This window comes from Parabacteroides sp. ASF519, from assembly GCF_000364265.2.
GTDB classification, from domain to species: Bacteria; Bacteroidota; Bacteroidia; order Bacteroidales; family Tannerellaceae; genus Parabacteroides; species Parabacteroides goldsteinii.
Genome location: NZ_AQFV02000006.1, coordinates 4,003,753 through 4,017,531, shown reverse-complemented (window position 1 = coordinate 4,017,531; position 13,779 = coordinate 4,003,753). Strand labels below are relative to the sequence as shown.

The 13,779-nt window shown below is 45.1% G+C and carries 15 protein-coding genes; all 15 read left to right on the top strand.

What is annotated here, in order from left to right:
- Positions 1 to 84 precede the first annotated feature (84 nt).
- The 15 genes from C825_RS15805 (at position 85) to C825_RS15735 (ending at position 13,606) form a co-directional block, all read left to right on the top strand.
- The gene (locus C825_RS15805; RefSeq protein WP_010803173.1) at positions 85 to 1,827 is read left to right on the top strand and encodes a fimbrillin family protein; all 1,743 of its coding nucleotides are present in this window, start codon (positions 85 to 87) and stop codon (positions 1,825 to 1,827) included.
- Positions 1,828 to 1,869: 42 nt separating this feature from the next.
- On the top strand, positions 1,870 to 2,910 hold the full coding sequence (locus C825_RS15800) for a fimbrillin family protein (RefSeq protein WP_010803172.1): 1,041 nt from the start codon (positions 1,870 to 1,872) through the stop codon (positions 2,908 to 2,910).
- Positions 2,911 to 2,936: 26 nt separating this feature from the next.
- Complete coding sequence (locus C825_RS15795) at positions 2,937 to 3,890, top strand: fimbrillin family protein (RefSeq protein WP_010803171.1); 954 nt, start codon at positions 2,937 to 2,939, stop codon at positions 3,888 to 3,890.
- Positions 3,891 to 3,930: 40 nt separating this feature from the next.
- Positions 3,931 to 5,067 (top strand): fimbrillin family protein, encoded by a 1,137-nt coding sequence (locus C825_RS15790; protein WP_010803170.1) that lies wholly within the window; start codon positions 3,931 to 3,933, stop codon positions 5,065 to 5,067.
- Positions 5,068 to 5,170: 103 nt separating this feature from the next.
- On the top strand, positions 5,171 to 6,265 hold the full coding sequence (locus tag C825_RS15785; protein WP_010803169.1) for a fimbrillin family protein: 1,095 nt from the start codon (positions 5,171 to 5,173) through the stop codon (positions 6,263 to 6,265).
- A gap of 39 nt (positions 6,266 to 6,304) precedes the next feature.
- Positions 6,305 to 7,471, top strand: coding sequence for a fimbrillin family protein (locus tag C825_RS15780; protein WP_010803168.1), 1,167 nt, complete (start codon positions 6,305 to 6,307; stop codon positions 7,469 to 7,471).
- Positions 7,472 to 7,520: 49 nt separating this feature from the next.
- A complete protein-coding gene (locus tag C825_RS15775) occupies positions 7,521 to 8,354 on the top strand; it encodes a fimbrillin family protein (RefSeq protein WP_010803167.1) in 834 nt (277 codons plus the stop codon).
- A 13-nt stretch (positions 8,355 to 8,367) separates the two neighbouring features.
- Positions 8,368 to 9,213 (top strand): hypothetical protein, encoded by an 846-nt coding sequence (locus C825_RS15770; RefSeq protein ID WP_010803166.1) that lies wholly within the window; start codon positions 8,368 to 8,370, stop codon positions 9,211 to 9,213.
- A 13-nt stretch (positions 9,214 to 9,226) separates the two neighbouring features.
- Positions 9,227 to 10,198, top strand: a complete 972-nt coding sequence (locus C825_RS15765; protein ID WP_010803165.1) for a fimbrillin family protein — start codon at positions 9,227 to 9,229, stop codon at positions 10,196 to 10,198.
- A gap of 17 nt (positions 10,199 to 10,215) precedes the next feature.
- Positions 10,216 to 11,223: a fimbrillin family protein gene (locus tag C825_RS15760; protein ID WP_010803164.1), complete on the top strand. Its 1,008-nt coding sequence runs from the start codon at positions 10,216 to 10,218 to the stop codon at positions 11,221 to 11,223.
- A gap of 15 nt (positions 11,224 to 11,238) precedes the next feature.
- Positions 11,239 to 12,429 (top strand): DUF4906 domain-containing protein, encoded by a 1,191-nt coding sequence (locus C825_RS15755; protein WP_010803163.1) that lies wholly within the window; start codon positions 11,239 to 11,241, stop codon positions 12,427 to 12,429.
- 23 nt (positions 12,430 to 12,452) lie between these two features.
- Positions 12,453 to 12,728 carry an HU family DNA-binding protein gene (locus C825_RS15750; protein ID WP_007656599.1) on the top strand — a complete coding sequence of 92 codons (276 nt, stop codon included), beginning with the start codon at positions 12,453 to 12,455 and terminating at the stop codon, positions 12,726 to 12,728.
- Positions 12,729 to 12,863: 135 nt separating this feature from the next.
- Positions 12,864 to 13,037, top strand: coding sequence for a BF3379 family histone-like protein (locus C825_RS15745; RefSeq protein ID WP_007656600.1), 174 nt, complete (start codon positions 12,864 to 12,866; stop codon positions 13,035 to 13,037).
- Positions 13,038 to 13,187: 150 nt separating this feature from the next.
- Positions 13,188 to 13,349, top strand: coding sequence for a hypothetical protein (locus C825_RS15740; RefSeq protein WP_007656601.1), 162 nt, complete (start codon positions 13,188 to 13,190; stop codon positions 13,347 to 13,349).
- Positions 13,350 to 13,450: 101 nt separating this feature from the next.
- Positions 13,451 to 13,606, top strand: a complete 156-nt coding sequence (locus tag C825_RS15735; RefSeq protein ID WP_007656609.1) for a hypothetical protein — start codon at positions 13,451 to 13,453, stop codon at positions 13,604 to 13,606.
- Positions 13,607 to 13,779 lie beyond the last annotated feature (173 nt).

Genomic DNA, 13,779 nt, shown 5'->3' with positions numbered 1-13,779 from the left:
CAGATGCACCGATCGTTACACGGCATCCCCGGAGGATGTCGTGCCGCTTTTCGTGTGTCTACGAATAATTTATAAACGAAAAATATGAGACTGAATAACTTAGTTGCTAAACCGTTCCTGCTGGCTGCCGCCTTCGTTTTATTGGCCGCCTGTCATGATGACGACAAACCTGAACCTGAGCATGAAGGGGAGGGACAACTCATCGTCACGGTCGAAAACCCCGGCGCACAGGCACTGGCTCTCCGCATCTTTGGCGACGGACTGACGGAACCGCTCGAAAGCCGGTTCGACGCAGCAAATGCGACAGGCAAACTCGATAAATGGCTGCCTGCCGGACAGTATGACGCCCTGCTCACGACCGACGATCCGGAAGCGGTCACGATAGACGGTACCGACGGCTTTGCCACGGCTACCGCAACAGTTCGTGTCCCTGAAGGATCAACAATAATGCCTGCGCTGAACACTCCTGTCTATGTAGCCGGCCGTTCGGGCATATCCCTTACCGAAGGAAAGACGAATGAACTGACCCTTCAACCCGAAGATATCCGTAAGATACTGCGTCTCACGGTGACGGCCCCCGGCAGACAGATCGCCGGTTCGCTGGATGCTACCTTGCAGGGCATTGTCAGGGGAGTAAATCTGGCTACAGAAGAAATAACATCTTCCGCGACTCTCGGCATGCTTCTCCCGACTCCCGATGCACAGAAGGTTTGTAGCACAACAGCCGGTATCCTCGGTATTGCCTGGCCGGAAGACGTCGATCCCAGTACATCGAGCGACACCCATCTTCTGACATTATCCTGGCAAGGTACGGACGGGAAAAAGCAAATCTACAGTGAAGATGTCTCGTCACAGCTCTACCGGGCAACTGAAGCAGGTGCCGACACCCTCGACCTGGCCGTTACCATCCCGGAAGAAATTGCCAAAGTCGCTATACATTTATATACAGGTATCCGTACCCGTGCCACCGTCGATGCTTTCGACGGTACACCCGTCAATATTGCAGCCGGAAACACAGCCGGTCAATATTCCGATAGTTGGGAGGGCGAAGCTACCGATAACGAAATTGTCCTGTCTCCCGAACGCTATTATCCGGCCGACGGTTCGCCTGTTTATCTGCGTGGCTATTACCCGGCAGCCCCACTCAACAACGGCAAAGTAGAATATACCCTTACCGGACAGGAGGATCTGATGCTTTCGGTAGAACAAAGCGGCTCGATAACCGAACAGTTCGATGCCATAAAGACACCGCTCACATACCGCCACCTGCTTTCGCAACTGAACTTTACACTGAAACTGAAAGGAACAACCGACAGTTACCGTATCCGCTCGGTCCATATCAATGGCCTTGCCTCGACAGCGGTTGTCGACCTCGGTTCGGAAGCGATAGAACCTCTAGGGAATGCCGGACCGGTAATAGTATATACCGATCCCGGCACCGGTGGTTTCCCGATCACCAACGGAACCGTGACATTGCCCGGCTACGTTCTGGTACAACCGGAAGCGACGCTAACGCTCGACCTGGTGCTGAATGTGGACGGCAATCCGTCGAACGACAAGACATTCAAAAACCTTCCCGTTAAGTTTGAAGCGGGTGGTAGTGAAGGTGGCAGCGCCTACGAGGTAGAGATCTCGCTGGAAGTCCCCGACACGCCGGATATACCCGACGACCCGGACGAGCCTGATAATCCGGATATCCCGGATGAACCGGACACGCCTGAACCCGAACCTGAAAACAACATCAAGGTAACAGTCACCGTCAAAGTGACCGACTGGAATCCGGGTGACCAGGGAGGCGTAACGGTAGATCCTTACAAACAACGATAGAATTTATATTTCACACATTATTAATTTATACAAGTAAAACAAATGAAAAAGAGTTTAGTAAGTATGGCAGCATTGGCCCTGATAATGGCAAGCTGCTCAAATGACGAAGAGAATGTGATTAACAACGGCGAGGTGGCAAATGCGGTGCCTGTCCAGATCAGTCAAACAGTGACCGGGGTAGAGACGAAAGCAGCGATCATACCGGGTAACAAAATGGATGCTGTTATTATTATGGTGGACGGCAACAGTAGTAGCGCATCTGCACCTGATTTTGACTCTTTCGTTCCGAAGAAAGATAATACGCTGAACAATGAAAGCAAGTTTGCCAGCGATGGTGATCGTGCAAACTATGCCAACACGCAGTTTACGGCAAGTACGACAGCAAATGGCATTGTATTGACACCGACGTTGTATTATCCGGTAGATGGTGGTGCCAATCCAAATAAAACCTGGATATTAGGTGTTGCTCCTCAAGGAACTGTAAGCGGAACAACTGTTACGTTTACTCAAGCAGACGGTTTTCAGGATGTGATGTTTGCCGGTCAGCAAGCTGCCGGTAATGGAACCGAATCGGATAAAACGAAAGCCGCTCTTAATTTCCAGCACAAGACAACCCAGCTTACTTTTGTTGCTCAACTTTCCGGTGAATTAGCCGGCACTGAATGGGAAAATAAAACTGTCAGTGTGAAAGAGATTACGATCCAAAATGCGCAAGTTCCGGCTTCTTTAGCATTTAATACAGGTACAGTTAACTGGAAAGATGCAGCCAACTTAATGGTTGCAGGCTGTAATACGGCGCTTTCCACAACAGCTTGTGCACCTAGTGTTCCTGTCATGGTGAAACCTGCAACAGATATATTGGTAAATATTGACCTGTCGGTAGAGGGAGCCATTCAGTCATATACGAATTTGAAGATTAAGAAAGAAGACGGTTCCAACCTGTCTACAGCAGAAGGATTCTCCCATCAGGTAACTTTCAATATCACTCCGCCGAAAACAGCACAAGGAGCTGTCGGTATCGAAGCATCAGCCAAGATCGAAGCTTGGAAACCAGGTGACGCCGGAAAAGTTGACATTCAATAATCCCGCCAAACACGAACAAAAAGCGAATGAAGCGACAACGTATATATCTGCTTTTATTCCCGGCATTATTGCTGGTATCAGGCTGTTCAGACTCGGAGCAATCCGAGCCTGAACAAGTCCCGATCGAACTGCATGCCCGGGGGAATGCGACAGTGGAAACGAAAGCCGATCAGACGATCACCGAGGCTTTCGCCACCACCGTCTTTGCCTCTATGCGCAGCGGTGATTACACCGGTCTCACTTCTCCGGCTAATGCAAAAGAATGGAAGATAGACACGGAGGTACAGACTAACGGTATGGTTCCATTGTCAAATAATCCTACTTACCCGGAAAACGGAGACTGGCTTTACCTGATTGCCGTGGCTCCCAAAGCATCTTCGTATAGCGATAATGATGGTAAGGTTACATACACCCTCGCCGGCCAGACCGACCTGATGTATGCCTCTCAAATCTCCGGTAATCGGTGGGACGGAAGTCGTTTCAGTAATACGGACGGCACCGGTACTCCACTCACTTATAAGCATTTGCTTACGCAGTTGACATTTAAAGCAATGAAGAAAGTAACCGGTGGTTTAAGCGTGAAAGTCAAGAAGATAACCGTTACGGTGACGAACAGTGTCACACTGGCTCTAACCAATGGTGAAACCTCTTTCTCTGGTAGCGGTGAGTTATCTTTGGAACTCCCGGACGGTGGAACAGAGATCAGCGGTACGACAGCAACCTCTCTTTCCAACTCCCTGCTTTTGCCGCCGCTTACCGGCACTTCCGATGCTTATAAGCTGACAGTCGAAACCTCCATCGGGACATTCAAAGATCTTGAGATCACCGCCCAATCAGACGGAGGAAGCCTGTCTTTTGCCGGTGGAACTTCTCACGAAATCACCCTGAATATAGGTGACAAGGAACTGGGTATCTCTTCTGTTACTGTATCCGGATGGGTTCCGGTGATACAAAACGACGATCTGAATCTGGTTGAATAACCTTAAGAAATAAAAACAACAAGTATAAAAAACGAACGAAATGAAACAAACGAAATTACCTGTTTACCTGATGCTTCTGGCTACCCTGTCTGCCGGTAGTTGCAGCAACGAAGACGCACCCTACAATCCGAATGACGATCCGGATGCCGTCGAACTGGGAATAACTGCCGGTGTGGCACTGACAAAGAGTGCGATAAACAAAGGTACCGATGATACCAATTTTAAAAGTATTGCAGTGTATGCAGTAGGACCAACAACGTCATACGGAAACACTAATAATTACGCGTTATATACGAAAAATGGAACTTGGGCTAGTAGTACCGATAAAATTTATCTGACTAGCGAAACAGCCACGATCTATGGGTATCATCCGGCATATACACCTGGAGCCGGTGGGGAGATGGCTGCTAGTGGCACTGCATTAAAATTAACCACTGTAGCTGAAAATTCAACAATACCAGTTACAGTCTTTCCGGGAACATCAGATAGTAAGGATACAAATAATACGATCCCAACAACAGACAACGCTTCCGGGACAACGATCTTATCTGCTCCCGGAGAAGTCGATTATATGTGGGCGGAAGATGCAGACAATAACGGAAATCCGGCAACAGCCAGCAATGGAAAGGCGGCAGGTTCTCCGGATGCTTCCGTAGCACTAAAAATGAAACATGCTATGGCAATGGTCAGTTTCCGTATATATAATGATGGAACTTATGCCAATACAGGTAAACTGACAAAAATTGTTTTGAAGAATAAAAGTAATACGGCTTTAAGCCAGGGTTCCAATCCTGTTATGGCAATTAAAGATGGAACAATAACATCCAATGCAGAAAAAACTGTCACATTCACGCGTTTTATTGGTGATGGTTACACATTGAAAAAGCAAGGCGGATCCGGATTAGCTGGTGCGGATGCAGCTAAAGATGCTTCATCTAAATTCAGTATTCTTGTTTTACCTCATAACGGAGCAAAAAATACGATACAGGTAGAATTTACAATAGACAATACTGTTTATGCTGTCGACCTGGCTGCTACTTCTGATGCTGTAAATTGGGCAAAAGGCACAAACACCCTTTACACGGCCAAACTAAGTGGTAAGGAATTAACCCTATCCAGCATAACAGTAGAAGGCTGGGGGAATGGTGCAACAACCGGAGAACTCCCTGTCAATTAGGAGCTGAGAGTAACTTTTCCCCTCTCGAGAGGGGAAATAGATACCCTCAGTTCACCGTAAATAAAGAAAGAAACGAAACAATTTATTAAACGAATAAAAGATTATGAAACCGTATAATTACCTGTTATTACCCATCCTGACGATCTCCCTTTTGACCTCCTGTTCAAAGGAAGAAAATATCGACAGTCCGGTAAGCCTTACCCTGCGTGTAGCCGGTGTGTCCCTGACGCGTGCCGCTATCGACGACGCTTCCGATCTGACCAGCGTCGGTATCTACGCCGTCAATGCTGAAACCGATCAACAGACCTACGGTATCCGTCCGGCAGGTATTTACGGAAAATATAAGCCTGCTACAGCAAATGGCATCACTTCGCTCGAACCGGAAAATGTGCCGACCGACCAGACCATCTGGCTGAACAATGAGAAAGCAATCATTTTCTCCTGCCATCCCGCTCCGGCGAATGGGAACAGCGATATTAAGAACGATCCGTTAACAGGTTCAATCACTTTAACCGATCCGGTTCCGACCGTTCCCGTGCCGGTTGCAGCTATTGAATATACCAGTTCGAAGACTGCCGCTAGCAACCAAGTAGACCTTACCCAGCCGGAAAACGACTACATGTATGGTGTCGAATACAAAAACGATACTTATCAGGAAAAACAACCTTACGCCAACAACGGAAACAATATGCCGAACGGAAACAAAGGCCCTGGCCAAATAGTCAGCATCGGCCTGAAACATGTTTTTGCCAAACTCCGTCTTGTCATAAAGAAAGAAAACAGTTACAAAGGAGCCGCCGCAGTCACCTCTGTAAAATACACCTCCAAAATACCTGTGCTGGGCAGCAAGACCCGCATGAAACTAACAAACGGTGAACTGTTCGACCTGGATAACACCGGCAGTTCCGCTACCGATCAGTCATATGAATACACATTGACGTCTGCAACGGCTACAACCGATGCAAGTGCTACACTGACCATTACGAACTATGCTATACCCTGTAAAGAAACATCTTTGTCAGGCACCATTTCATTGACTGTTGATGGAAAACCGATGTCGGTGGCTTGTACCAATCAATGGGAGAGAGGCAAAATCTACACCTACACGGTAACGATTAAACCGACCGGTCTTGAACTGTCGGGAATTAATGTCGTCGGCTGGCAGGATGCCGCCCAGATTCCCGATACAAACATTTGATACATCAATAAAAACGATATAAATAAAAATAGAATCAATATGAAACAAAACAAACAATCCATTTGTCTGGCTGCACCACCTTTACGGCAGTGTGTCTTCCTGGGGTACCTGTTGTTTCTCCTGTTGCCCGCTTGCACGGTCGGAGAGGATGGGGTAGACAATGGCCCTTCCGGTAACCGGGGAGAAACAGTTTTGCTGCAACCCCGTTTCTATACCGGTCAACCGTCGACCCGTTCTGTCGTGAACGGCCTGGAATCGTCGGAAGCCGTAACTGGTAAGGATAAAATATCCTCTGTCATGCTTTATGTAACGGAAAGTGCTGGTTATCCTTTTTACCAGGGTGTGAAAGATCCGGATAACAAATTGAAAGACGGACTTTCCCTCTTCAAAGCCAAAGGTGAAGGAACCTTGAGCTGGGCAGGTGCACCTGCCGTAAACCTTTACAACCTTCAGGCGCGTGTTTTCGCTTTCAGTCCCTCAGATGCAACGTTCAATCCTTCTACGACCAGCGATGAGCATACGATTGAGGTAACGATACCGACCGATATGACTTTCAACGGCGAAAATAGCTGGCAATGCAACACTGTTGATTATCTGTACGGTTCAGGTTCAAGCGATATCGGTAGCAAGACATCGATCACAGCCAGCAATGCCGAGGGGGCTTTTTCGCCCACTATTCATCTGCAACATGCATTGGCGCAGATCGTGTTTAAGCTGCAAAGTGCTTCGGGACGTCTGGTCGATAACGATTACGACTATGTTAAGAAGATCACGCTCAACGCTGCTTCAAACATATTTGCCGCTACGGCAAACAGTGCAACGACCACGATGAAACTAAAAGACGGTACCCTGGGCGTAACGGCTGGAACAGGAGTATTAAGTTTCACTCCTGCCCCAACGACCACAGCCGTTAAATGTGGTGAGAATGGAACTCCGGCAATAGTCGGTTATGGCCTGGTCGCTCCGCTGGCCAGCAAACCAACAGATGTTTCATTGACCATCGTGCTCGGGAAAACGACAGATACGGCAAATGAACGCCACCTGATTGTCAAAGCTGCCAATTTTCAACAGATGCAATGGGAGAGGGGCTATCGCTATACCTATAGTCTGATCTTATCCGATAGGGCCATTGTCGTTGAAGACATAACAATAGACGGATGGCAAAAGGTTACCGGGAACGGTACACTTCGCCCGGATGGTTTTTAAATGATGAAAGGAGAATATGATGAGAAAAAGAATAACAATACATAAAAACATGGCACTGGTGGCCGCTGTATGGCTGGCAGCTATCGGATCCGGCTGTTCAGATGAAACAATCCTTATGCCTGCCGGGGAGGGTAATCCTGTGAAAATACTGGCATCGATAGACCGCTTCAGCGGAATACTGACGGAAAGCGGCAGTAAAACGATTGCCGCAGATAATAGTTATGACCGGAGTACCTTCGTTAATAGCGATAAGATTCGGATCACAAAAAAATATGGAGGAGTAGCGGACAATGTAATAGAATATACGTTGTCGTCCGGAATCTGGACACCGCCGTCCGGCAAGGCGCTTACCCTGCAGGCGGGAGCTACTTATCAGGCTGTATATCCGACAAATTACACCAGCATTCAATCTTCACAAAGCGTTGCGACCAATTATTTAAAAAGCAATTTGCTGCGAACGGAGATATTACCGGCAAGCAGCGAAACCATTGATTTCACATTCAAACATGTAAATACGAAATTGACGCTGATATTTAAACCGGCAGAGGGTGGCCCTGCCTTTTCGGGCGATTTTAGTATTCAGGTGCAGGCGCCGGGATTGCTGACAGGGGGAAGCGTACAGGAGATCGTAACGCTTTATCGTCCGGATACCAACAACTATACCTGGCACGGCATCGTTTATCCCAAAGGGACCTCTACGGATATTACCGTCAACGTTACCTACAAGAATGTAACTTATAAAACGACCTTGTCCGGCTGCACGCTGACAGCCGGTTCGCAGTATGAGTATACGCTTACTATCCAGAACAATATCCTGGTGCCTGTCGGCAGCGAAATAAAACCGTGGACACCGAATCAAACTCATACCGGATCATTATCATAGAAAAAGAACAGATATGAAAAGAATAAACACAACACAACGATCACCGGGCATACAGATAGCCGTCTTGCTGCTCCTGTTGTCCTCTTGTACGTCCGGAGAACAAGAGACAGGAATAGGCCGTCCGCTGGAAGTAACAGCAGAAATAGCCACCCCGGTAACACGGGCGACCGATGCCCATGAGTCAGACTACGACAAACGGACCTTCGTTGCAAACGACCAGATCAATATCTATTCGGGGGCATCCGCAAGTGGTAGTGCTACGGTTTATAAGTATAGTGACTCCGGAAGCACTTCGAAATGGCTGCCCGGCACTGGAGATGGTATCACCATTACTACCGAAAACGAGACCTATACGGCTTCGTTTCCGACTACATTCAGTGGGATAAAACAAGATCAGACAACCCCGACTGCATTTTGGGAAAGTAACCAGCTTATCTCTTCAAAAGCAGCTGTCGGCAACCGTGTCGACTTTGTCTTTGCCCCGGTGGCGGCCAAGATCACGATTAATGTGGAGTATGCGAGCATTACGACCGGAAACGGCATTAAGTTGGAAGGAAATTCTCTGCGTACTGACGGCGGAACCAATGAGACCATCCAGCTTTTGCCGGTAACGGCTTCCGGAACAAATCATACATATATCGGTATTATCCGTGCTAACGCCGGGGCTGTTTACCAAATAACCGTCTCTGCTGGGGAGATAGATAAATCTTATGCTCAATCGAGCATCAAGCTGGAAGCCGCTAATAATTACATATACAATTTTACATCTACGAATAAGTTGATACTTAACAGTGTAAATGTGACTCCGTTTGCTTCTGACGGTAGTGCGGAATCCGGGGGAGACTTAAATGCAACTTAATACATAAAAGAATATGAGAAAATTGAATTTATATACATTAACAGCGTTATTGGCAACCTGTGCCGGATGCACGGACAGCCTGCCGGATAACGGCGAACCGTCTTCTTCCGCTCTCCAATTGGTTTCGGTCGGATTGGCGGAAACAATACAGACCCGTGGAATCGTGACTTCCATCAATCAGGTAAAATTATATGTGGCCAATGCCGATGCGCTGACCGCCTATAATACATCGACGCCTACTTTGCTGTTTACCCAAAGTAACGGAAGCTGGTCGAGCACAGCCTCAGTGGAGATAACAACGGCAAATGGGAGTGCTGACGTCTATGCCTGTTATCCGGATGCGGATATAACATCCGGCAGCAACCTGACCATTCCGGTATCCGTCAGAAAAGGAAGCGATTCGGATGAGACCCAGCGGCTCGACTTTACCGGAAGCCAGCAAACAGATTATCTCTATGCCACAAAACAGGCAGGGATTACCCAGACGAATCGTGCTATTTCGTTGACGATGAATCATGCGTTGGCAAAAGTGAGTTTCAGGATAGACAAAGAGACCGATGTTAGTGAAAGCCTTTATTTGAAGCAGATCAGTATCCAGAGTAATACAAATAAGTTGCAGGTCGGCGAAGGCAGCATGCAGTTGACGGATGGGGTATTGAACGGTCTGGTCTCTACGTCTGTCGTTACGTTGAACGGTTCGAAAGAACTGTCTACTTCACTGTCTTCCCCGAACGTATCCTGCCTGATGGCTCCGATGAGTGCGACCGAATCGGTACTTTCTTTCAGCCTGACTGTAGCAGTCAGCAGCGAGGGCAGTACTGAATTGCGCACCTTTAAAACGGCCTCCGCTACTCCTGTCCAATGGCAAGCGGGCAAACATTATATGTACTCCATCACAGTCAACAAAATCGGTGGGATATTGAAAAACTTTAAGGTGGAAGACTGGAAAAGCGATGCCAGCCAGGATACGAATATTGGTATTTAACGAATTGCAGAAAGATTATGAAGATAAGAATAAACATTCTTTTACCGGTTTGTCTGGCCCTGATGATGCTGGCATGTACGTCGGGATTACCGGATAATGACAACAGGCAGAAGCCGCAAGGAGAGGGAGAACCGGTTGAACTCTCATTTAAACTGTATGAGGCTTCTTTAACGAAGGCGTTGGGTGCTACCACTCTGGTAGACCTCGATCCCGGTACAAAATTCACTGTTCTGGCTTATAAAGCCGGAACAGCTGTGGATGCATCCACACAAAAATTACCGGAACCGCTTGGCAAAAGTGTCTGTACGATAGCAGATGATAAAACAGCCGACGGCAATATGTCTCTTTATCGCGGTGAATATGACCTTTACTTTATTTCGTATAACAGTGAAACGGCTCCCGATCCCAGTGCGGGTGAAATAGAAGTACGTAATGGTTACGATTTCATGTATAACGAGATCAAAGGTCTGGTCGTGCAACCGCAAAATGACGGAGATAATAAAATGGAGGTTTCAATGACAGGACCGTTTGTCCGTCTAGGTTCAAAAGTAGATCTGTGGGTAAAAGCGAAAGAATCACCTGTTAAAATAAGTGATTTGATAGTTCAGAAAATAGAGATAAAAAACTTATCAGTTCCCTTAACTTATTATTTAGGGGAAAAAGACTGGCGACCGGGGGCTGGCTATACAGACTCATATACAGTATCGAATTTTTCTTATACGGTGAATGCCTGGAGTAAACCTCATAAGAATAATGATCCGATAGTGTTACTGCCGGTTGATGGCAGTCAGCCTCTTGAGTTTATAATTACATTGAAAGTATTTTATACGGAAGAAGGCGTTGCTGGTATTCAGGAGGGTATATTTACATATACTGCCACGACCTCAAAAACATTATTGAAGGGAATGCAATATAAATTCGAGTTCACACTGACTTTCTTCGGTATATTGAATCCGGGCGATATCACTATATCATTACTTGATTATACGAAAGTAGACCAGTCGACAGACGAGGTCGGTGAATAATTTAAACTGTTGGGTATGAAAAACAAACATATATACTATTTATTATTACCGTTGGTAGTAGTTTTTAACCTGGTAATTACAGGGTGTGAATCAACGGAAGAATCTGGCAATGCAGGCAGTGGAGGAAACTGTAGTTTTCAATTTTGCTTGAAACTGCCGGAAGCGATCAGCGTAGAGACGAAAGCAACGACACCAACGATCGGTGATAAAAATGAAGCAACAAGCGTTAAAAATGTCTGGATATTACAATATGACGCTAGCGGAAATTTTATTAAAAAGCTTTATAAAGTCGACAATACAAGCGATGATAAAGATTTTGTCAAGGAAAACGACTATATGGTCAGGATTAATACTGATGCTACATCAGAAGCCGAAAAGTTTTCTGATATTATAAGTCGTTTTTATATAATTGTCAATGGGGGAGAAGCTCTCTTAAGAAACTTTGAGGGTACTGAGGCAGAGTTGAAAGAGACAACAGTCGATTTTACACCATCTACCGGTTCGGTGCCTACTTTATTGACTTCGGGTCCCTCCGCGTATTCACCAACAGCTTCTTCCGGGGACACGGAAGAAAACAAAAAGGTAGTCTTTGTATCCCGGTTATTCAGGGCTTATGCTAAAGTAACGGTTAGAGTTCAATTTAATGATGCCAGTGCATCATTATCTGATATGACTGCAACAATTACCAATATTCCCACGAAAATAGCTTTATATACGGCTGGAGGAGGCAGTAGCAACAGCAAGTATCCGGCAACAATTGACGGCACAACTATGAAGACAACTGAGACGGATTTTAGCGGTTTAACTTCTACAGCAGGTTCTTCTGCTTATTTCTGTATGCCGGAAAACCTCCGGGGATTGGGTCTTTCCGAATCGTTCGAAGGAAAAAACAAAGAATCCAATGGTCCTGGCAGTACGTCTGTTACCACTTCAACTCCGGATGGTAAACTGACCGGTTGTACGTATCTTACTTTAAAGGGCACCTATAAGTACAGCAGTAGCCACGCAAATGGGATAAAAGTCGAATATCGTTTTTACCTGGGTGATAACCTGACAAATAATTATAACATCCAACGGGATCACCATTATGATCTGACCATCAATATAAAAGGAGCTAACAGTGCTGATCTCCGTGTGAAGATTACGGATGGCAATGTTGCCGTATTCGATGATGTAGATACAATAGAGAATGAAGTAAGTTTTTAAAAGAGAATTAAAATAATACAGATATGAATAAAGTAGAACTATCCAAACAAATATCCAGCAAAATGTCTATTAAGCAAGTGGAGGCATTACGGTTTATCCACACATTGGAAGAAGTTTTTGAAGAAGCGCTTCTGACAGACAACAGCATTATTTTCCAGAATTTCGGCACATTCACCCTTTGGCAACAGACCGAACGTCCTGGTCGTAACCCAAAAACCGGTGTGCCTGTAACCATAAAAGCCCGGAAAAGTGTTAAATTTAAACCTGGCAAACAGTTACTGGAGGCTTTAAATAAGTAGGAGAGTGCTGTTTAATAGGTCTTTTATTAATATTCAGCACTTGAACAGATATGTTTTGTCAATTTTTTGTTGCCCATGATATAATTATTTATATTTTTGTGCTTCGATTTAATAATAAGAAATATCAAAAGTAAAATGAAAGAGTTAGTAGACAAAATTAATGTAGCGATTGGGGAATTTAGCACAAATGCTAATGCACAGGTTGAAAATGGTAACAAAGCAGCAGGTACACGTGCTCGCAAAGCTTCTTTGGAACTTGAAAAGTTACTGAAAGAATTTAGAAAAGCATCTATCGAAGCAGCTAAATAAAATTTTATTTCAGTTATAAGAGAAAGGTGGTCATTTATTTAACGATGATCACCTTTTTTCGTTAAAAGAGATTGTGTATGTGAACAATGTGAAATTAATATTGTTAGATGAAAGTTAAAACAATATTAATCAATCTAAAACGACAAAAGTATGATACCTAGCACTGAATTGGAAAATGGTAAAGTTGAATTAATTCGTGAAATACTCGATATCAGTGATATACATGATATTGATTTACTCAAAGAATACAATAAAGAACTAGCCGATTCTTTAACACAGGAGCTAACTCCGGATGCTGGAAAAAACGATTAAACAAAATAATGCATCTGTCATTCAAAAAAAGTCTGTGAGTTGATAGGGGTATTTTCTTTTTTTCTGTCTCATAGATGAAGTTGAATTTAAAATGGAAAAAAATGGAAACAGCTGAAAGAGAAAAAGCACCTATGTTGTGGTACTGGAGTATTCCTGAAAATGGTATGGATATTGAGGATTGCGAAAAGATCGCAAAGGAAAATCTCGTTAACAGACCGAATAACAGATATATGGAGATGCATATTGCTTTCGTTTGAAAAGTATAATACAGAGAGAGTTTAAGGCATGTAGAGTATCAAAAAAGATACATACATGCCTTTTTAGTATTTATTAGTATATGATTCCGGAACATAAATAAATGACGTTTTGTTATAATATCGAATAAAATAAAGTTCTCTACAGAGATAATTTTCAGGGATCGTTTAATAAC